The organism is Pseudonocardia hydrocarbonoxydans, from assembly GCF_006539565.1.
In the GTDB taxonomy this organism is placed as follows: domain Bacteria; phylum Actinomycetota; class Actinomycetes; order Mycobacteriales; family Pseudonocardiaceae; genus Pseudonocardia; species Pseudonocardia hydrocarbonoxydans.
Window position 1 is genome coordinate 87519 of record NZ_BJNG01000030.1, and the last position, 19263, is coordinate 106781.

The window sequence follows — 19263 nt, forward strand, 5'->3', positions numbered from 1 at the left end:
CCTCTACGCTTGTAGAGACCGTACCGGCTCTACAGAAGTAGAGGAAGACCGTGAGCGACCGGCGTACCGAGATCCTCGACGCGGCCCTGCGCGTGCTGGCCGAGCAGGGGATGCGCGGCCTCACCCACCGGGCCGTCGACGCGGCGGCCGGCATCGCCGCGGGCAGCACCTCCTACTACCTGCGCAGCCGGGCGGCGCTGGTGTCGGGCTGCGTGGAGCGGCTGCTGGAGCTGGACCTGGAGCGCGAGCTCCCCGACCTCGGCGCCGCCACCGACCTCCTCGACGGCCTCGTCGCCGTCGCCGTGTCGATGGCGACCACCGGGCGGCACCGGACCCTGGCCCGCTACGAGCTGAGCCTCGCCGCCGTCCGTGACCCCGAGCTGCGGGCCGCACTGCTCGGCGGGGGCGACACCGTCCGCCGTCTCGGTGCCGCGCTGCTCGCCCGCGCGGGCGCCGCGGACCCGGCGGCCGCCGCCGGGGAGCTCGCCGCGGTCGTCGACGGGCTGGTCCTCACGGTCCTGGTCCGCGGTCCCGACGACCCCGCCGGGCTCGCGGCGCACCTGCGGCCGCCGCTGGCGCGGGCCCTGGCGTCGCTGCTCGGACCCGTCGCCGCGCGAACGGGTGCGCCGGCGGATAGCGTCGCGCCCCATGAGTGACACCGCGGTCGTCTGGTTCCGCCGTGACCTCCGAGTCCGCGACCAGCCGACGTTCCTCTCCGCCGCTCCCCGGGCGCTCGCGCTGTTCGTGCTCGACCCGGCCCTGCTGACGCCCTCCGGTGCCGCGCGCGCGACCTTCCTGTTCCGGGCGCTGCGCTCGCTCGACGAGTCGCTCGGCGGTCGGCTGCTCGTCGTCGAGGGCGACCCGGTCGAGGTGGTGCCGCGGGTCGCGGCGGAGGCCGGGGCCGACGCCGTGCACATCGCCGCCGACTACGGGCCCTACGGCACGGGCCGCGACGAGGCCGTCGGGAAGGCGCTGGCCGAGGACGGGCGCGAGCTGGTGCGCAGCGGCTCGCCGTACGCGGTGGCCCCCGGCCGGGTGCGCAAGGGCGACGGCGACCCGTTCAAGGTGTTCACCCCGTTCCGGCGGGCCTGGGCCGAGCACGGGTGGCGCGGCCCCGCCGACACCGACGCGTCGACCGTCGAGTGGATCGAGCCGAAGGGGCTCGGCGGGGTGGCGATACCGGACGACGAGCCGGTCGACGCCGAGCTGCCCGAGGCGTCCGAGGACGCCGCCCTGCAGCGCTGGCGCGACTTCCTCGACGACGGCGTCGGCGACTACTCCGCCGCCCGCGACCGGCCCGACCGGCCGGGCACCTCCCGGATGTCGGTGTACCTCAAGTACGGCCTGGTGCACCCGCGCACGCTGCTGGCCGACCTGGCGCGCAAGCGCAGCGAGTCGGCCGAGACCTACCGCACCGAGATCGCCTGGCGGGACTTCTACGCCGACGTCCTGCACCAGCGGCCCGACTCCGCCCGCAAGAACTACGACCGCTCCTTCGACGCCCTGCCGACGGCCTCCGGTGCCGCCGCGCGCCGCGCCTTCGAGCAGTGGTGCGACGGGCGCACCGGCTTCCCGATCGTCGACGCCGGGATGCGGCAGCTGCGGGAGCAGGCGTGGATGCACAACCGCGTCCGCATGATCGTCGCCAGCTTCCTGGTCAAGGACCTGCACCTGCCGTGGTGGTGGGGTGCACGGCACTTCATGCAGCTGCTCGTCGACGGCGACCTCGCCTCCAACCAGCACGGATGGCAGTGGACGGCGGGCAGTGGCACCGACGCCTCGCCGTACTTCCGGGTGTTCAACCCGATCACGCAGGGCGAGAAGTTCGACCCCCGGGGCGACTACGTCCGACGCTTCGTGCCCGAGCTGCGCGACGTCGAGGGCAAGGCGGTGCACCAGCCGTGGAAGCTGCCCGACGGGGTCCCCGAGGGCTACCCGGAGCCGATGGTCGACCACAAGGCCGAGCGGCTGGAGGCGCTGTCGCGGTTCGACCAGGTCAAGGCCGCCCGGCGGTGAGATCCGGGCCGACGATCACGGGCGGTACGGTCGTCGGCACGCACGCGAGGGGAGCAGACCCGTGACCGACGCCCACCCGTCCCGCCGCCGCTGGATCGTCCCGGCGGCCCTCCTGCTCGGAACCGGGGCCTGGGTGATCGCCCGGCGCCGCGCGGCCGGGCCGACCGCCGTCCCGCCCCGCCCGCCCGCCCCCGCCCCGGTGGCGGGCCGCCCGGCCACGCCGAACCCCGTCCCGCCCCCGCCTGCCACCCCGTCACCGCAGCCCGCGGCCTCGTCGGCCCCGCGTCCGGCCCCGGCCCCGCGCCTGGCCCCTCCCCGCCCACCGCTCCCGGCGGCCGGGCCCCCGGCGGCCCCGGCACCGGAACCGGCGCCCGCGCCATCGCCGGCGCCATCGCCATCGCCGGCGCCGGTGCCGGCGGACGCGGTGGCGCCGGACGCGGTGGCGCCGGACGCGGTGACCTCGGACCCGGTGACCTCGGACCCGGTGACCCCCGCCCCGCCCGCCGCCGCGGAGCCCGAGACCCCACCCGCCACCGTGCGACCGGCCGCCGCCCGCCGGCCGTCGCCCAGGCCCCGTCGTCCGGCAGCGGACCCCGACCGGCCCGGCCCGTTCGGGCCCGCGTCGGCCGCGCCGCTGCCCGACGGATCGGCGCCGGGCCCGGAGTTCACCATCAAGGGCAACGCCGGGTCGATGCTGTTCCACCCGCCGTCGAGCCCGTACTACGGCCGGACCAAGGCCGAGGTGTGGTTCCGCACCCCGGAGGACGCGATCGCCGCCGGCTTCACCGCCTACGCTCCGCGACGGAAGGCGACGCGCTGACCGCTGTCGTTCACCCTTCCGTGTAACGCCGCGGCATCCGCGACGGATCTACCCGTCGGATGTCGACGAGTGACGGGAGCGAGAGCGTGGCCGGTGTGTCCCGGCCGGCCGCTCCGGGCCGCGGTCCGGAGCGGGTCGGCGCTCCGCACGGCGTGTCTCCCGTGCGGCTCCTGGAACGCCCCGCGGTGCCGGCCCCACGCCTGCCGCTGGACCTGGCCGCCCAGGTCGAGGCGCACCGCAACCTCGGCGCCGCGCTCGGCGCGTCGGCGGGCATCGCGCTGCCGGCGCAGCGGCGGCGCCGGTTCCGCCTGCTCACCGTGGAGCTGCCCGCGCTGGTCGTGGCGGTGGTGATCGCGGCGATCGGCATCGCGGTCTCGGGCGGCACGCCCGCCCCGGCGCCGCTGGCGCGCCAGGTCGGCTGCGTCCAGGACCCGGTCGCGGGCGGCTGCGTGGTCCCGGAACCGGTGGCGCAGGCGGGCGCGCTCTACGTCGACCCGACCACCCCGGCCGCCCGCCAGGTCGACGAGTGGGCGGCGCAGGGCCGCACCGCCGACGCCGATGCGCTGCGGGCCCTCGCCGATCGCCCGGTCCCGTTGTGGCTCACCGGGGGCGCCGACACCACCGAGCGGGTCGCGGCCTACGTCGACCGCGCCGCGGCGGCCGGGGCGCTGCCGCTGTTCGTGGCCTACAACATGCCCGACCGCGACTGCGGAAGCTTCTCCGCGGGCGGGGCGGCCGACGCCGCGGCCTACCGGTCCTGGGTCGCGGCCGTCGCCGAGGGGCTCGGGGGAGCGGAGTCCGTCGTCGTGCTCGAGCCCGACGCGGTGCCCCACCAGCTCACCGGGTGCGTGGGGGAGGACGGGGAGCGCTACGACCTGCTCGCCGGGGCCGTCGACGCGTTCACCGCGGCGGGCGCGCGGGTCTACGTCGATGCCGGCAACCCCGGGTTCACCGGCGACCCCGCGGCCACCGCCGACGCGTTGCGGCGCGCCGGGGTCGAGCGGGCGGCGGGCTTCAGCCTCAACGTGGCGAACTTCTACTCGACCGGGGCGAGCGTCGCCTACGGCACGGCGATCTCCGAGGCGCTCGGCGGCGGCGTGCGGTTCGTGATCGACACCAGCCGCAACGGCGCCGGCCGCCTCCTCGACGCCGCCGACGGTGCGCCCACCTGGTGCAACCCCCCGGACCGGATGCTCGGCACGGCGCCCACCCTGGACACCGGCCTGCCCCTCGTCGACGCCCTGCTGTGGATCAAGCGGCCCGGGGAGTCGGACGGATCCTGCCGGCCGGGGGAGCCCGAGGCGGGTGGCTGGTTCCCCGACTACGCGCTCGACCTCGTGGACGGCTGAGGGTCGGCCGGCCCGGCCGCCGGCCGCCCGAGCGCCTCGCGCAGCCCGACCCGGGCCCCGGTGCGCAGGATCGAGTTCTCGTAGACCCGCCCGGCCACCCGCACCACGACCACGACGGCCACCAGCGCGATGAGCGCGGACACCCCCACCTCCCACAGCGGCGCCACCCCGAGCGCGTAACGCGCCGGCATGACCGTCTGCGACAGGAACGGGACGAACGACAGCACCGCCGCGAGCTCGTTGCGGGGGTCGTTCGGGAGCAGGTTGACCACCAGGATGAACGGGATCATCAGGACGAAGATCAGCGGCGTGACCACCGAGTTCAGCTCCTCCTGCCGCGATACGGTGGAGCCGATCGCCGCGTAGAGGGCGGCGAAGAGGAAGAACCCGATCAGGTACCAGAGCACGACCATCGCGAACATCCCGGCCGCCGCACCGGGCACCGTGAGCAGCCCTCCGACGGCCGCCGCGACCGTGCCGATCACGCCGAGGATCACCAGCTGCAGCAGCCCGACCGCGCCGAGGCCGAGCACCTTGCCGGCGAGCAGCTGCCAGGGCTTGATGGTGGCCAGCAGCAGCTCGACGACCCGGCTCTGCTTCTCCTCGACCACGCCCGTCGCGACCAGCTGCCCGTACCCGGACAGCGAGATGAACAGCAGGACCGTGCCGATGATGGCCAGTGCCAGCTGCTCGCCCCGGTTCGGGTCGGCGGGCACGAGCGTGTCGACCGCGACCTGCGACTGCTGCGCCAGCTGCGCGGCGTCGACGCCGGACTCGGCCAGCGCGCCCGCCAGCGCCTGCTGCTGGACGGCGGTGCCGACCACGGCCTGCAGCTGGGTGTCGACGGTGTCGCGGCCCAGGAGCTCGTAGCCGCCCGCCGAGCCGGTGAGCAGGGCGTCGAGGTCCCCGGTGTCGACGCGCTCCCGCCCGGGGCCGTCGTCGACCGGCTCGATCCGCAGCGCGACGTCCTGCGTGGCCGCCGCCGCCTCGATCGCGGGCTGCAGCGACACCGTCTCCGGCGTGACGCCCAGCGACGGGTTCGACGACTGGCCCGCGATGAAGCCGCCCAGCAGCGCGATGCCGCCGAACAGCCCCAGGGTGACGAGCAGCCCGATCACGAAGCTGCGCGAGCGGACCTGCGTGGTGAACTCGCGGCGCGCCACGAGGAGCAGCGCCTGGTTCGCACTCAACGGCGCGCTCATGCCGACGCCCCCGACTTCACGACGTCCCGGTACAGCTCGGTCAGCGGCGGTCGCCATCGCCGGAACTCGTGCACCGGCCCCGCCGCCAGGGCCGCCTTGAGCACCTGCTGGTCGTCGGTGCCGGGGGCGAGGCGCACCCGGGTGCCGTCGACGGAGAGCACCCCCGGCACGTCGGCCGCCCAGCCGGCGGGCGGGCCCTGCACGTCGAACGCCGTGCTCCCGTCGCGCTCGCGCAGCTCGGCCACCGAGCCGACGGCCACCATGCGGCCGCCGGCGATGATCCCGATCCGGTCGCACAGCCGCTCCACGAGCTCGAGCTGGTGGCTGGAGAAGATGACGGGCACGCCCGCGTCGGCCTTGCGGCGCAGCACCCCGCTCATCACCTCGACGGCGGTGGGGTCGAGACCGGAGAACGGCTCGTCGAGAACCAGCACCTCCGGGTCGTGCACCAGTGCCGCGGCGAGCTGCACCCGCTGCTGGTTGCCCAGCGACAGCTTCTGCACCTCGTCGCCCAGCCGGTGCCCGACGTCGAGCAGCTCCGTCCAGCGCTGCACCGCCGCCCCGGCCTCGGCCGCGGGCAGGCCGTGCAGCCGGGCGAGGTACGTCAGCTGATCGCCGACCTTCATCTTCGGGTACAGCCCGCGCTCCTCGGGCATGTACCCGATGCGACGGCGCACCTCGGCGTCGACCGGCCGGCCCTGCCAGACCACGTCGCCCGCGTCGGCCGACAGCACGCCGAGCACGATCCGCATCGTCGTGGTCTTGCCGGCGCCGTTGCTCCCGACGAACCCGAACACCTCGCCGGGCCGGACCGAGAAGCTCACGTCGTCGAGCGCGTGAACCCGGCCGAACCGCTTGGAAACCCCCCGGATGTCCAACATGGCCCCGACCCTAGCGACGGGCCCCGGCGATCACCCGTGTCAGATGTCATCACCGTCGATGACAGCCGCACGTCAACCGGTGGTGGGCATCGAGATCCCGTATCCGCGGATCTTGCGGTAGATCGTGGCCCGCGACATCCCCAGGTGCCGGGCGGCCTCGGCCTTGTTGCCGGACGCGTCGAGCAGGGCGTCGACGATGGCGTCGCACTCGATCGCCTCCAGCGGCGTGAGCACGCGCCGGGTGATGGCGCGGCACTCCGCGGGCAGGTCGGCGGGGGAGACGATGCCGGTCCGCCGCCGGGCGACGACCTTGCGCAGCACCTGGTACAGCTGCTCGATGTTGCCCGGCCAGCGGTTGCGCATCAACACCCGCATGGCCTCGGGGGAGCACGTCAGCTCGGCCCCCCGGGTCAGCCGCGCGATGAGGTAGGGCACCAGCTCGGAGACGTCCTCGACGTGGTGGCGCAGCGGCGGCACCTCGACGGTGCTCGGGAAGTGCGCCAGCAGCTCGCCCAGGTGCTCGGGCGACCCGGTGCCGGCGGTGACCGTGGCGACCACCCACGGCCGCTCGGGATCGGTGGTGTCGCGGTGCTCGTCGAGCACGTCGCACAGGGCCTGGACACCCTCGGCGTCGAGCCGGTCGACGTGCGCGAGCACCAGGGTGCCGCCGCCGGTCTGCAGTTCCTCCGCGACGTCGGCGAACCAGCGCGGCCCGGCGTCCTCGGCGTCGAGGACCCGCAGGTGGGCGGCGGGGGTGCGCCCCTGGTGGGTGGCCCGCGCGATCGTCGTCTTGCCGGTGCCCGGCTCACCCTCCAGCACCAGCCACTCCCGCGCACGGAAGTGCCGGTCGACGGCCTGGCAGCACTTCGCCCACAGCGCGCCCGACCCGACGGCGGCGGGCAGGGTGGGTGTGGCGGCGGTCGAGCGAGGGGTGGGCACCGCACCGTTGGTGATCAGCTGCACCTGGGCGATGCCGCCCGCGCGGTTGCCCTCGGTCCAGCTCGGGCGGAGCTGGATGCGCGCGGTGTTGCCACTGGGCAGGTCGACGAGCACCTGGTGGCGCTGGCCCGCCTTGAGCGCCTCGCCCGCCTCGGCCAGCAGCGGGCCCTGGTCGGACGGGTCGAACAGCTCGCGCGCGCGGTCGTTCATCATCAGCAGGTCGTCACTGAGCGCGAACACCGCGCCCCGGCCCCGCTGGCAGGCGATCAGGTAGTCGTGCAGCAGCGCCAGCTCGCGGCGGCCGGACTGCTCCAGCAGCGTCTCCTCGATGCGCTTCGCCACGGTGGACGCGATCGCGGTCATCATCATGTTGGCGTCGCTGCGCCAGCACGTGAGGTCGACGACGCCCATCACCTTGCCGCTCACCGGATGCCGGATCGGGGCACCGGCGCACGCCAGGTCCTCGAGGTGCTCGGCGTAGTGCTCGTGCCCGAAGACCTGTGCCGGGCCGCGGCCCTCCAGCGCCGTGCCGATGCCGTTGGTGCCGACGTAGCGCTCGGCGTAGCTGAACCCGGGGGCCAGCCAGATGCGGTCCAGGTGGTGGGTGAGCCCACCGTCGCCGCTGCGGCGGTCGAGCACCACGCCGTCGGAGTCGGTGAGGATGAGACTGACGGGCTCGCTGATCAGCTGGTCGGCGACCTCGCGGATGATCGGGCCGGCCGCACGGGTGAGCACCGAGTCCATCGAGATGTCGGAGTCGTAGGGCAGCTCGAGCCGCTCGGCGTCGACGTCGTAGTGCCGCGAACGCGTCCACGACGCCAGGATCGGCTCGCGCACGACCCCGGGCTCCACCTCCTCGTCGACGAGGAAGGACGTCCGGGCGCGGGCGAGCTGCTCGGAACCCGGATCGGGGATGTTGCGTACCTGTCCTGGGCGCGTCGAACCGGTGCGGCGGTCGTACGCCGCACGCAGGGAGGCGCTGAGGTCGACTACGCGCTCGTCCGGGTGGTCCAACCGGTTGCCCTTCTCGGAGCTGCTGTGGTCCGCGGCGGTGGCCGGTGTGCCTATGGACCGTACAGCCGCACTGCTCCGAGTGGTAGAGGACGGTGCGCAACGCAAGACAATCTCATAATGAGACCGCAGCCCGCCGCTCGGAGAGGTGTGATTCCCGGCACGGAGAGAGCAGCTCCGGGGCCCGCAAGCCCCCGGCCGGCCGTGACCTCCGCGTTCTCACTCCGGTGCCGAGACGCCCGCGCTCGTGTCGGCAACGAGGAAACCACCACCGTGAGGAGACGACCTTGAGTCGGCAGAGTTTGGCCAAGGCTCACCAGAAGATCCAGGAGCTCTCCTGGGAGCCGCAGTACCACGAGCCGTACATGAAGTACGGAACCGACTACACCTTCCGCAAGGCCGCGAAGAAGGACCCGCTCAAGCAGGTCCTGCGGTCCTACTTCCCCATGCAGGAGGAGAAGGACCACCGCGTCTACGGCGCGTCCGACGGGGCCATCCGCGGAAACATGTTCCGGCAGGTGCAGGAGCGCTGGCTGGAGTGGCAGAAGCTGTTCCTCAGCATCATCCCGTTGCCGGAGGTCTCGGCCGCGCGGTCGATGCCGATGCTGTTCCACGTTGTGCCCAACCCGGAGCTGCACAACGGCCAGGCCATTCAGATGATCGACGAGGTGCGCCACTCGACGATCCAGCAGAACCTGAAGCGCCTGTACATGAACAACTACATCGACCCGGCGGGCTTCAACAACAGCCTGCGGAACTTCCACAGCGACTACTGCGGCACCATCGGCCGTCAGTTCGCCGAGGGGTTCATCACCGGTGACGCGATCACCGCGGCCAGCATCTACCTGACGATCGTCGCCGAGACGGCGTTCACGAACACGCTGTTCGTGGCCATGCCGGCCGAGGCCGCGGCCAACGGTGACTACCTGCTGCCGACGGTGTTCCACTCGGTCCAGTCCGACGAGTCGCGCCACATCTCCAACGGTTACGCCACCCTGCTGATGGCCCTGTCCGACGAGGACAACCGCCAGCTCCTCGAGCGCGACCTCCGCTACGCGTGGTGGAACAACCACCGCGTCGTCGACGCCGCCATCGGTACCTTCATCGAGTACGGCACGAAGGACCGCCGCAAGGACCGTGAGTCCTACGCCGAGATGTGGCGCCGCTGGATCTACGACGACTACTACCGCTCCTACCTGGTGCCGCTCGAGAAGTACGGCCTGGTCATCCCGCACGACCTGATCGAAGAGTCGTGGAAGCAGATCTGGGAGAAGGGCTACGTCCACGAGGTCGCGCAGTTCTTCTGCACCGGTTGGCTCGCCAACTACTGGCGCATGGACGGCATGACCGACACGGACTTCGAGTGGTTCGAGTACAAGTACCCGGGCTGGTACGACAAGTACGGCGCATGGTGGGAGAACTACAACCGCCTCGCCACCCCGAACGGTCACAACCCGATCGTGTTCGAGGACGTCGACTACGTCTACCCGGCCCGCTGCTGGACCTGCATGGTCCCGTGTCTGGTGCGTGAGGACATGGTCATGGCCGACATCGACGGCGTGACGCGCACGTACTGCCACGAGGTCTGCCGCTGGACCGATGTCGAGGCCTTCCGTCCCACGTACCAGGGTCGCGAGACCCCGAACATGGGCCGCCTGGTCGGACACCGTGAGTGGGAGACGCTCTACCACGGCTGGAACTGGGCCGATGTGGTCACGGACATGGGCTTCGTCCGGGACGACGGCAAGACGATGACCGCCCAGCCCCACCTCGACCTGAACCCCAAGAAGATGTGGACGCTGGACCACCTGCGGCGGTGCCCCCCGCTGCAGAGCCCGAACGTGTTGATCAACGGGCTGGACGCTGCCGGCAAGGCCGCGTTCCAGGCTGATTACAACCGTCAGGGCCCCGCCGGACGACCGGCACCCGCGAGCGCCTGAGCGCGGGTCAGGTGAGGGGGGAGGGCCGACGACTCCATCGTCGGCCTTCCCCCTGCTCAGGCCAGCCTCAGCAGTTCACACAGGTCCACCGGCGAAAGGCGCAAGACAGCTAATGGGTGAGAAGCACATCGTCAGGTTCGAGCCGGTGGGCATCGAGATCGAGGTCGACGAGGACCAGAACATTCTCCGCGCCGCAGCCGAGAACGGCGTCCAGCTCATGCACGGATGCAAAGAGGGTCAGTGCGCGGCGTGCAAGTCGTTCGTCCTCGAAGGCGACATGGACGACATCGAACTCGACAAGTACTCCACGTTCGCGTTGCCGGACTCCGAACGTGAAGAGGGTCAGACCCTCCTCTGCCGGGCACACGCGTACTCGGACCTGGTGATCGAGCTCCTCCAGTACGACGAGGAGATCATCCGGTCGGGGCTGCCGCTGAAGAAGGGCGTGGCCGAGGTCGTCTCGAACGAGTCGGTCACCCACGACATGCGGCACCTCGTCCTCAAGTTGATCGAGCCGGAAGAGATCAAGTTCTTCCCGGGCCAGTACCTGGACATCACGGTACCGGGCACGGATGAGAGCCGCTCGTTCTCGATGGCGAACGTCCCGGGCCGCGAAGGCGTGTTCGAGTTCGTCATCAAGATCTACCCGGACGGCCTGTTCTCGGAGTTCCTCGACAAGAAGGTGCAGATCGGTGACCGGCTCGATGTGGAGGGCCCCTTCGGGACCTTCACGCTTCGGGAGAGTCGGACCTCGCCGATCATCTTCGTGGGCGGTGGAGCGGGAATGGCCCCGGTGCTGGGTCTGCTGCGCTCGATGGCGGAACGCGGGACCGACCGCAAGCCGATCTTCTACTACGGAGGCCGGCGTTCGCGGGACCTGTGTTTCGAGAAGGAGCTCCGGGAGCTGGAGGAGAAGATCCCCGGCTTCCGGTACGTCCCGGCGCTCTCCGAGCCTGCCGGTGACGACGAGTGGGACGGCGAGGTCGGGCTCATCACCGATGTCGTCGAACGGCTCGAGCCCGATCTGAAGGGTCGGGACGCGTACGTGTGCGGGCCTCCGCCGATGGTGGATGCGGCGCTGGCGAAGCTCACGGCACTCGGTGTACTCGAGGCGAACATCTTCTACGACAAGTTCACCACCACCGGTGAACCGGAAGGCGAGGACAGCCCATGACCACTGCTCAACGTCCCGAACGCAGTGTCCCGAAGCCACAGTTCACGGATGCGGAGGCAGGCGCGCAGGAGTTCCCGGACTCCGGTGCGAGCGCACGTCGGTACAACTACTACAAGCCGGCGAAGCGTAAGCAGACCCACTACGAGGACGTCACGGTCGACGTCCAGCCCGACCCCCGCCACTACCTCGCCCAGGGGTGGATCTACGGCTTCGCCGACGGCAGCCGCGGATACCCGCTGACCTGGACGAAGCTCAAGGCCTGGGGCGTCGACAAGCCCGAGCCGGAGAACGGCGTCGGCACCGGCAACAACCACGTCGAGGAGTGGCCCGCCCACGGCTGGCACGAGTTCCGGGATCCCAACGAGGAATGGGAGATGACGTTCTACCGCTACAACGCGAACGTCGTCCGCCAGACCACCCAGAACGTCGAGAACGCCCGCCAGGCGAAGGCCTTCGACAACTGGACCGCGAACTGGAAGACCTTCGTCGAGCGCAACGTCGGCGCGTGGATGCACATCGAGCACATCCTCGGCCTGTACGTCTTCGCCGCGATCAACCGGTCCTGTCCCACCAACATGCACAACACGGCGATGGTCGTGAACAGCATGCACAAGATCCGTTTCGCGCAGGACCTCGCGCTGTACAACCTCACGCTCTCCGAGGAGATCGAGGGCTTCGACGGCACGGCGCACCTCGACGCGTGGAACAACGACGCCGAGTGGCAGGGCATCCGCAAGGTCGTCGAGGCGCTCACGGCCGTCGACGACGACTGGGGTGAGATGGCCTTCGCCACCAACGTGGTGTTCGAGCCGCTGCTCGGTGAGCTGTTCCGCAGCAACCTGGTGCAGCAGGCCGCGGCCGGCAACGGCGACTTCGTGACCCCGACCGTCATCGGCGCGGGCGAGTACGACTACTCGCAGCGCGACCTGCGCTGGACGCAGGCGTGCTTCGGCCCGCTGACGCAGGACAAGGAGTTCGCGGCCTACAACAAGGAGCTCATGCAGGGTTGGCTCTCCAAGTGGGTCCCCCGGTGCCTGGAGGCGGCCCGCGCGATGCAGCCGCTGTGGAGCCAGCCCGACGCCAAGCCCCCGCGTTTCGAGGACGCCCTCGACCGGGCCAAGAGCCGCTTCGCCGGCATCGTGACCGAACTCGGACTGGAGCCCCCGAAGGAGCTGTCGCAGTGACTGGTTTCAAGACCGCAGAGAGCCCGTTCAAGGCGAACAACACCGCCAGCAACATGGCCGGCGTGACGCTGATGAACAACCAGGTCGGCGTGGTCGTCGCGGACGTCATGGACAAGCAGGAGAACGTGACCATCACGCACCTGCCGTCCATGATCCGCGTGGACTGCGTGGGCCGGATGGACTTCGTCTACGACGAGATCTCCGAGGCACTGGGCGAGGAGGAGGGCTTCTACGACGCCTCCGAGTTCGAGGAGAACATGTCCACGCACTACGGCAAGATGATCCACATGGATGACCGGACCGTGATGTTCGGGAATCTGGAGGAGGCCGCCGAGTTCATCGGCGACATGCTGCCTCCCGAGGTGAAGTAGCACCTCTCGGCTCACTGTTCCCGGGTCGCCGTTCGCGCACGCCGGTGCGGACGGCGGCCCGGGCCGCTGTTCTTTTCCTCTCGCATCACCCGCGCACATGTTGAGAAACGTCTCCAGGAGGGCCCCGTGGCCAAGGAACTCAAGTTCGGACAGGAAGCCCGCGATCTGCTCAAGGCGGGCGTGGACCAACTCGCCGAGGCCGTCAAGTCCACCCTGGGCCCGAAGGGCCGCAACGTCGTCCTCGAGAAGATCACCGGCACGCCGGAGGTCACGAACGACGGTGTGACCATCGCACGGGAGATCTACCTCAAGGACCCGTTCGAGAACATGGGGGCGCAGATCCTCAAGGAAGCCGCCATCAAGACGAACGACATCGTCGGTGACGGCACGACCACGGCCACCGTCATGGCACAGGCCATCGTCCGCGAGGGCATGAAGGCCATCCAGGCCGGCGGCAACCCGGTGCTGGTCAAGCGGGGCATCGACATCGCGGTCGGCGCGATCGTCGAGCACCTGTCCACCGTCGCCCACCAGGTCGACAGCCTGGAGCACCTCTCCCGCGTCGCCGCCATCTCGGCCAACGACGACGAGTCGATCGGCCGCGTCGTCGCGCAGACGCTGCACACCGTCGGCGACGACGGCGTCATCTCCGTCGACGACGGGCCCGTGCTCGGCCTGTCGGTCAACTTCGTCGAGGACTTCGAGTTCGACAACGGCTACGTCTCGCCCTACCTCGTGACCGACCCCGGCTCGATGATGGCGATCCTCGACGACGCCTACATCCTGATGAGCGCCGAGAAGATCACCGACGTGCGCTCCCTGATGCCGGTGCTCGAGAAGATCATGCGCGACCCCCGGCCGCTGGTGATCATCGCCGAGAAGGTCGAGGGCTCCGCCCTGCAGATGCTGGTGCACAACCACGTCAACGGGCACCTCAAGGTCACCGCGATCCAGGCGCCCGGCTTCGGTGAGAAGCGCGTGCACATGCTGGAGGACATCGCGGCGCTGTGCGGCGGCAAGGTGCACTCGAAGGCGTCGTCGTTCTCACTGGAGCAGATGACCGCCGAGCACCTCGGCCGGGCCTCGCAGGTCCGCGCCACCAACGAGCACACCGCGATCATCGGCGGGCAGGGCGCCAAGGAGTCCGTCGAGCGCCGGCTCTCGCAGCTGCGCGCCGAGATGAACCGCGCCAGCATCGGCACCGACGAGGACTGGCTCAACGACCGCATCGCGCGGCTGTCGGGCAAGGCCGCGATCATCTCCGTCGGTGCGCCGACGAACGCGGAGCTCAAGGAGATCCGGCACCGCGTCGACGACTCGCTGCAGGCCACCCGCGCCGCCATGGCCGAGGGCATCGTCGCGGGCGGTGGGTCGGCGCTGCTGCACTCCGAGCCCGCCCTCGACGCGCTCGACGTCAGCGGCGACTACCGGATCGGTGTCGAGATCGTCCGGGCCGCGCTCACCGAGCCGGTGCACCTGATCTCCACCAACGCCGGCTACGACGGCAACGACACCGTCAAGCAGGTGTCCGCGCTCGGCGTCGACGAGGGGTTCGACGCCCTCGAGGGCCGGTTCGGCAACATGATCGAGATGGGCATCATCGACCCGCTGCGGGTCGTGCGCTCGGCCCTGCAGAACGGCGCGTCCGTCGCCGGCCTGATCCTCACCACCAACTCGCTGGTGGCCGAGGAGCAGACGCCGTGGAACAAGGCGCTGATGACCGAGTACGGCCCCCTCGACGACGGTATCCCGCAGCCCTCGCCCGACTCGAGCACGCCGCAGTCGCTCGGGCTCGGCCCGCAGGTGGGGTAGATGTACGACGTCGACGGCGAGACCTACCTCGTGGTCGACGCGCAGGTGCACGCCTGGGATGCGAGCCCGCACAACCAGGCCGGACCTGCGGGTGAGCTGTTCGCCGCCGACCTCCTGCGGCGGCACCGGGAGCTCGACGGCTCCGCGGTGCCGCTGCCGGAGGTCGAGCGCGTCACCGAGGACGGGCTGACCCGGGACGTGTTCGACGGCGGGTACGTCGACCGGGCGGTGCTGCAGCCGGTCGTGCTCGGGGAGTTGTTCGTCCTCGGTTTCTCCCCGGTGGCCTGGCACGCCGAGCTGGCCGCGCGGATGCCGGGGCGGTTCGTGCTCAGCGGAGAGCTGGACCCGGACGCCGGTCAGCCCGGCGCGCGGGGGATCGCGGCGAAGGTACGCCGCTGGGACATGCGCGGCCTGACCTTCTGCGAGTCCCGGCGTCCGGGTGGCCGGATGGAGCTGCGGGAGAGCTGGCTGCGCCGGGCGCTGACCCGCTGCACGGCGTCCGGTGCGGGCGTCGTCCATCTCGGGGTCGCGCCGTCGGCCGGACCGGCGCCGTGGCGCCGCTGGCGCGCCGCGGCTGGCCAACGCCGGCACGGCACGGCGCCGCGCCTGCCCAGCTGGGCCGAGCCGGTGCGCTCGGGTTCCGCGCTGCCGGTGCGTACGCGGCCCGTGCAGCGCGTCCCGTCGGCGGGTTTCGACGTCGCCCACTTCCGGGAGCTCGCCACCGCCCTGCCGCGCACCTCGTTCGTGCTGGGGGCGGGGTGCCTTCCTGCCGAGCAGCTGTGTCGGCTGGCGCGGCTGCCGAACGTGCACGTCGTGCTCACCGAGCTTCTGCCGTGGATCGCGGTCACCGACACCCGCGTCGAGTTCGGGCGGGCGTTCGGCGAGCTGCTGCTGGCGTTCGGACCGGAGCGGTTGCTGTTCGGCAGCGGCTACCCGCTCGTGCGCCCGGGAAGGCTGGTGGAGCAGTTCGCGGCGTACCGCTTCCCCGACGAGCTCCGCGGCCGCTACCGCGACCTCGACACCGATGCGCGGCGGGCGATCCTGGGCGGCAACGCGGCCCGGCTCTACGGCATCGAGGGTGGTCGGCTGGCCCCGGCCGTGGTGGCGCGGCGGGGGTAGCCAGCGGTTGCAGGGGCTTCGATCGGCTCTTAGCGTGGTCGGCCAATCGGGGGAGGCTCCATGAGCAGCTCAGACATGCCGGAATCGTCCACAGTGGACGAAACGGACATAGTGACCAGGACCGAGGTCGACGAGCCGACGGTGCGCAAGGCCGTCGGTGCCGCGGCGATGGGCAACCTCGTCGAGTGGTTCGACTACGGGATCTACAGCTACGTCGTCGCGTACATCACGCTCAACCTCATCCCGGGCGGTGATCAGGAGAACGCGGGCCCCGTCTTCGCGCTCGCCATCTTCGCGGTGGCCTATCTGGTGCGCCCGCTCGGCGGCATCATCCTGGGCCCGCTCGGCGACCGGATCGGCCGCAAGAAGGTGCTGGCGCTGACGATCGTGGTGATGTCGGCGGCGAGCTTCTGCATCGGCCTGCTGCCCACCTACGCCGCGATCGGGATCGCGGCGCCGATCATGCTGATCCTGCTGCGCATCGTGCAGGGCTTCGCGACGGGCGGGGAGTACGGCGGGGCGGCGGCGTTCATCGCCGAGTACGCCCCGGACAGGCGCCGCGGGTTCTACTGCAGCTTCCTGGAGCTCGGCACGACCGGTGGCTTCGTCCTCGCGGCCGGGATGGTGACCGCACTGCAGGTCACGCTGTCCGAGGCCGACATGAACTCGTGGGGCTGGCGCGTCCCGTTCCTCATCGCCGGTCCGCTGGGCATCGTCGGGCTCTACCTGCGAAGCAAGCTCGAGGACACCCCGGCGTTCCTCGCACTGGAGGAGAAGGCGCAGGTCTCGGAGTCGCCGCTGCGTGACGTGCTGACCAAGCACTGGCGGCCGATCCTGGTCTGCATGGGCCTGGTGCTGTTCTACAACGTCGCGGTCTACACGATCCTGTTCTACATGCCGACCTACCTGGAGTCGACGACCGGACTCGACTCCACCACGGCGCTGCTCTACATCCTCGGCATGATGATCCTGATCATGATCGTGATCATCCCGGTGGGTGCGCTGTCGGACCGGATCGGCCGCAAGCCGTTGATCCTGGGGTCGTGCATCGGCTTCATCGTCCTGTCCTACCCGGCTTTCCTGATGCTCGACTCGGGCACGGCGCTGGGGACGGTCAGCGGCCTGCTGATCCTCGGGCTGCTCCTGGTGATGCTGCTCGGCACGATGTCGGCCACCCTGCCCGCGCTGTTCGACACCGACGTGCGCTACGGCGGCTTCTCCATCGGCTACAACATCTCCACGTCGGTGTTCGGGGGCACGGCGCCGGCGATCCTCGCCCTGCTCGTCCTCTCGACCGGGAACAACGCGAGCCCCGGCATCTACGTCGCCGTCGCGTCGCTGATCTCGCTCGGGGCGGTGCTGCTGGTGAAGGAGAGCGCCGGGAAGCCGCTGCCGGGCTCGGCGGCGTCGGTCATCCGCGAGAAGGTCGCCTGACCCGCCCGCACACACCTCCCGGGGCTCGCACACAGGTTCTGCCCTGTGTGCGAGCCCCGCGGCCTGTGTGCGGGCTCCGCGCCGTCGTATGTTGACGTGGTGAGTGCGCCGCCGAGACAGGCCCCGGGCGACCTGCTGGTGCACCTGCGCCGGGCTCGCGACCACGCCGACCTCCACTACGCCGAGACGCTGGACCTCGCCGCGATCGCGGCCGTCGCCGGGATCAGCAAGTTCCACTTCCAGCGCCTGTTCACCGCCACCTACGGCGTGTCGCCCGCGGCGTACCTGTCGCGGCGCCGGGTGGAGCGGGCGCAGGACCTGCTGCGGTCCACCAACCTCACCGTCACCGAGGTCTGCCATGCGGTGGGGTTCTCCAGCCTCGGGTCCTTCTCGGCGCGGTTCAGCGAGCTGGTCGGGGAGTCACCGAGTGGGTTCCAGCGGCGCTGGGCCGCGGCCGGCCCGCCCCGGATCCCGGGGTGTTTCGTGTTCATGTGGGGGTTGGCCGAGCGCGCAAGCGAGGAGAAGCCGACCGGCCCGGAGGCCTCCTAGCCTGGGTGGATGATCACCGGAGTCTCCATCGTCAGCGTCTTCGTCACCGACATCGACGCGTCCAAGGCCTTCTACATCGACGTCCTCGGTTTCGTCGAGAACAGCGACATCACCCTCGCCAACGGCTACCGCTGGTGCGCGGTCAACCACCCGGACCATCCCCTGCCGGTGGTGACGTTCGCCGTCCCCGGTCCACCGCAGTCGCCCGAGCTGTCCGCCGCGATCACCCGGTCGCTCGACGCCGGCACGATGCACGGCCTGGGGCTCAACGTCGACGACTGCCGCAAGACCTACGAGGAGCTGCGGGCGAAGGGCGTGGAGTTCGTCCAGGAGCCCGCGGAGCGCCCGTACGGGGTCGAGGCGGTGGCCCGGGACAACTCGGGCAACTGGATGGTGCTCGTCGAGCCGAGGGCGTTCAACGCCGCGGACTTCGGCTGACGGCGGCGGCCCAGCCGGGTCGGAACCCGTCGGTCGGGGAGCGCCAGGCGTAGGCCCAGGCGACGGTGCCGTCGGTCAGGACGGTGCGGACGCGCTGGTAGTCCGGGCCCTCGTAGGCGTCCATCGCGGGGAACGCGGCGACCGGTTCGCGCAGCTCGATGAGCGTGCCGGGAGTGGTGCCGGTCCCGTCGGGGAGCCAGGCGGGGTAGCCGCGGCCGGTGTCGAGCACCGCTCCGGGGGCCGTGGCGGGGCGGGTCGTGCCGGTGGCGAACGGCTCGACGTAGTGCCACGAGATCTGTCCGGGCTGCAGCAGGCCGTAGGCGAACAGGGCGGTCGGCCACTCGTCGGGACGGGGCGCGCCGATGACGGTCGGGGCGTCGAGGCCGTCGGTCCCCGGCCCGCCGACGAGGCCGTGGGCCACCGACTGCGGTACGTCCGCGCACCGCACCGGTGCGCCGTCGACGAGGAGCGGGGCGCGGGCGGCCGAGTGCCCGACGTAGACCCACGGTGCGTCGACGCGGGAGCCGTCCTCGGTGTGGACGGTGCCGGTGTGCAGGCGGGCGAGCCGGAAGCGCTCGTCGCGGCCCTCGCAGCGGTCGAGCACCGCGACCTGCTCGGGCGTGGCGAGCCAGACCGCGTGCTCCTCGGTGACGTCGGGCGCGGCGGCGAGCACCGCGGGCCGCCGGCCGTCGCGGGCGCGCAGCCCGGCCGCCCACACGGCGGCGACGCCGGTGGTGCGGGCGCGCAGGGCGACCACCGGGTCCGGGCCCAGGCCCAGCTCCCGCCGCAGCCAGGTGATCTTGCTCGGGCACCGGTTGGAGCCGTAGGCCAGTACCGGGATCCGGGCCGCCGCCGGGACGGCGCCGCGGGCGGCGAGCCACCCGTCGAGCGGGACGTCGCCGACGCGCCACGGGCCGGGCGTGATCGGGTGCGACCGTCCGTCGGCGTGGGCGAACGACGTGGACGGCGTCGCGCCCGGGTAGGGATCGGCGGGGAACGCGGAGTCGAGCACGACCCGACCGTA

The 19263-nt window shown here is 71.5% G+C and carries 17 protein-coding genes; 13 read left to right on the forward strand and 4 right to left on the reverse strand.

Annotation, left to right across the window (positions count from 1 at the left end; translation table 11 throughout):
- Positions 1–50 precede the first annotated feature (50 nt).
- The 4 genes from PHY01_RS17465 (at position 51) to PHY01_RS17480 (ending at position 4185) form a co-directional block, all read left to right on the forward strand.
- Positions 51–656: a TetR/AcrR family transcriptional regulator gene (locus tag PHY01_RS17465; protein WP_141280005.1), complete on the forward strand. Its 606-nt coding sequence runs from the start codon at positions 51–53 to the stop codon at positions 654–656.
- Positions 649–2016, forward strand: coding sequence for a cryptochrome/photolyase family protein (locus tag PHY01_RS17470; RefSeq protein ID WP_141280007.1), 1368 nt, complete (start codon positions 649–651; stop codon positions 2014–2016). Before PHY01_RS17465 ends, PHY01_RS17470 begins: the two co-directional genes overlap by 8 nt.
- A gap of 409 nt (positions 2017–2425) precedes the next feature.
- Positions 2426–2836: a sunset domain-containing protein gene (locus tag PHY01_RS17475; protein ID WP_141280008.1), complete on the forward strand. Its 411-nt coding sequence runs from the start codon at positions 2426–2428 to the stop codon at positions 2834–2836.
- A gap of 161 nt (positions 2837–2997) precedes the next feature.
- A complete protein-coding gene (locus PHY01_RS17480; protein WP_246085972.1) occupies positions 2998–4185 on the forward strand; it encodes a glycoside hydrolase family 6 protein in 1188 nt (395 codons plus the stop codon).
- Here the strand turns inward: PHY01_RS17480 and PHY01_RS17485 are convergent.
- From PHY01_RS17485 to PHY01_RS17495, 3 genes are all read right to left on the reverse strand, one after another.
- Positions 4158–5387, reverse strand: a complete 1230-nt coding sequence (locus PHY01_RS17485) for an ABC transporter permease (protein ID WP_141280013.1) — start codon at positions 5385–5387, stop codon at positions 4158–4160. The genes PHY01_RS17480 and PHY01_RS17485 overlap by 28 nt on opposite strands.
- Positions 5384–6268, reverse strand: coding sequence for an ABC transporter ATP-binding protein (locus PHY01_RS17490; RefSeq protein ID WP_141280015.1), 885 nt, complete (start codon positions 6266–6268; stop codon positions 5384–5386). Before PHY01_RS17490 ends, PHY01_RS17485 begins: the two co-directional genes overlap by 4 nt.
- 72 nt (positions 6269–6340) lie before the next feature.
- Positions 6341–8221, reverse strand: coding sequence for a sigma-54-dependent Fis family transcriptional regulator (locus tag PHY01_RS17495; RefSeq protein WP_307723979.1), 1881 nt, complete (start codon positions 8219–8221; stop codon positions 6341–6343).
- A 299-nt stretch (positions 8222–8520) separates the two neighbouring features.
- Here PHY01_RS17495 and PHY01_RS17500 point away from each other — a divergent pair, with 299 nt between their 5' ends.
- The 9 genes from PHY01_RS17500 to PHY01_RS17540 all read left to right on the forward strand — a co-directional run bounded on the left by PHY01_RS17500 (position 8521) and on the right by PHY01_RS17540 (position 18239).
- The gene (locus PHY01_RS17500; protein WP_170183866.1) at positions 8521–10158 is read left to right on the forward strand and encodes a ferritin family protein; all 1638 of its coding nucleotides are present in this window, start codon (positions 8521–8523) and stop codon (positions 10156–10158) included.
- 112 nt (positions 10159–10270) lie between these two features.
- Positions 10271–11332, forward strand: coding sequence for an FAD-binding oxidoreductase (locus PHY01_RS17505; protein ID WP_141280019.1), 1062 nt, complete (start codon positions 10271–10273; stop codon positions 11330–11332).
- The gene (locus PHY01_RS17510; protein WP_141280021.1) at positions 11329–12516 is read left to right on the forward strand and encodes an aromatic/alkene monooxygenase hydroxylase subunit beta; all 1188 of its coding nucleotides are present in this window, start codon (positions 11329–11331) and stop codon (positions 12514–12516) included. Before PHY01_RS17505 ends, PHY01_RS17510 begins: the two co-directional genes overlap by 4 nt.
- Positions 12513–12887, forward strand: a complete 375-nt coding sequence (mimD, locus tag PHY01_RS17515; protein ID WP_141280023.1) for a propane 2-monooxygenase effector subunit MimD — start codon at positions 12513–12515, stop codon at positions 12885–12887. Before PHY01_RS17510 ends, mimD begins: the two co-directional genes overlap by 4 nt.
- A 126-nt stretch (positions 12888–13013) precedes the next feature.
- The gene (gene groL / locus PHY01_RS17520) at positions 13014–14699 is read left to right on the forward strand and encodes a chaperonin GroEL (RefSeq protein WP_141280025.1); all 1686 of its coding nucleotides are present in this window, start codon (positions 13014–13016) and stop codon (positions 14697–14699) included.
- On the forward strand, positions 14700–15818 hold the full coding sequence (locus tag PHY01_RS17525; RefSeq protein ID WP_141280027.1) for an amidohydrolase family protein: 1119 nt from the start codon (positions 14700–14702) through the stop codon (positions 15816–15818).
- Between the two features lie 111 nt (positions 15819–15929).
- Positions 15930–17252, forward strand: a complete 1323-nt coding sequence (locus PHY01_RS17530) for an MFS transporter (RefSeq protein ID WP_246085973.1) — start codon at positions 15930–15932, stop codon at positions 17250–17252.
- 99 nt (positions 17253–17351) lie between these two features.
- The gene (locus PHY01_RS17535; RefSeq protein WP_141280029.1) at positions 17352–17801 is read left to right on the forward strand and encodes a helix-turn-helix domain-containing protein; all 450 of its coding nucleotides are present in this window, start codon (positions 17352–17354) and stop codon (positions 17799–17801) included.
- Between the two features lie 9 nt (positions 17802–17810).
- On the forward strand, positions 17811–18239 hold the full coding sequence (locus PHY01_RS17540) for a VOC family protein (protein ID WP_141280031.1): 429 nt from the start codon (positions 17811–17813) through the stop codon (positions 18237–18239).
- On the opposite strand, the gene PHY01_RS17545 is transcribed toward PHY01_RS17540, so the two are convergent.
- Complete coding sequence (locus tag PHY01_RS17545; RefSeq protein ID WP_141280033.1) at positions 18217–19251, reverse strand: gamma-glutamylcyclotransferase family protein; 1035 nt, start codon at positions 19249–19251, stop codon at positions 18217–18219. The two genes, PHY01_RS17540 and PHY01_RS17545, sit on opposite strands and share 23 nt — an antisense overlap.
- Between the last annotated feature and the right edge of the window lie 12 nt (positions 19252–19263).

Bases quoted from the DNA above. Each gene is read 5' to 3' on its own strand.
- PHY01_RS17540 (WP_141280031.1), top strand. From the start codon at position 17,811: ATGATCACCGGAGTCTCCATCGTCAGCGTCTTCGTCACCGACATCGAC.
- PHY01_RS17470 (WP_141280007.1), top strand. From the start codon at position 649: ATGAGTGACACCGCGGTCGTCTGGTTCCGCCGTGACCTCCGAGTCCGC.
- PHY01_RS17485 (WP_141280013.1), bottom strand. From the start codon at position 5,387: ATGAGCGCGCCGTTGAGTGCGAACCAGGCGCTGCTCCTCGTGGCGCGC.
- PHY01_RS17505 (WP_141280019.1), top strand. From the start codon at position 10,271: ATGGGTGAGAAGCACATCGTCAGGTTCGAGCCGGTGGGCATCGAGATC.
- PHY01_RS17490 (WP_141280015.1), bottom strand. From the start codon at position 6,268: ATGTTGGACATCCGGGGGGTTTCCAAGCGGTTCGGCCGGGTTCACGCG.
- PHY01_RS17510 (WP_141280021.1), top strand. From the start codon at position 11,329: ATGACCACTGCTCAACGTCCCGAACGCAGTGTCCCGAAGCCACAGTTC.
- PHY01_RS17525 (WP_141280027.1), top strand. From the start codon at position 14,700: ATGTACGACGTCGACGGCGAGACCTACCTCGTGGTCGACGCGCAGGTG.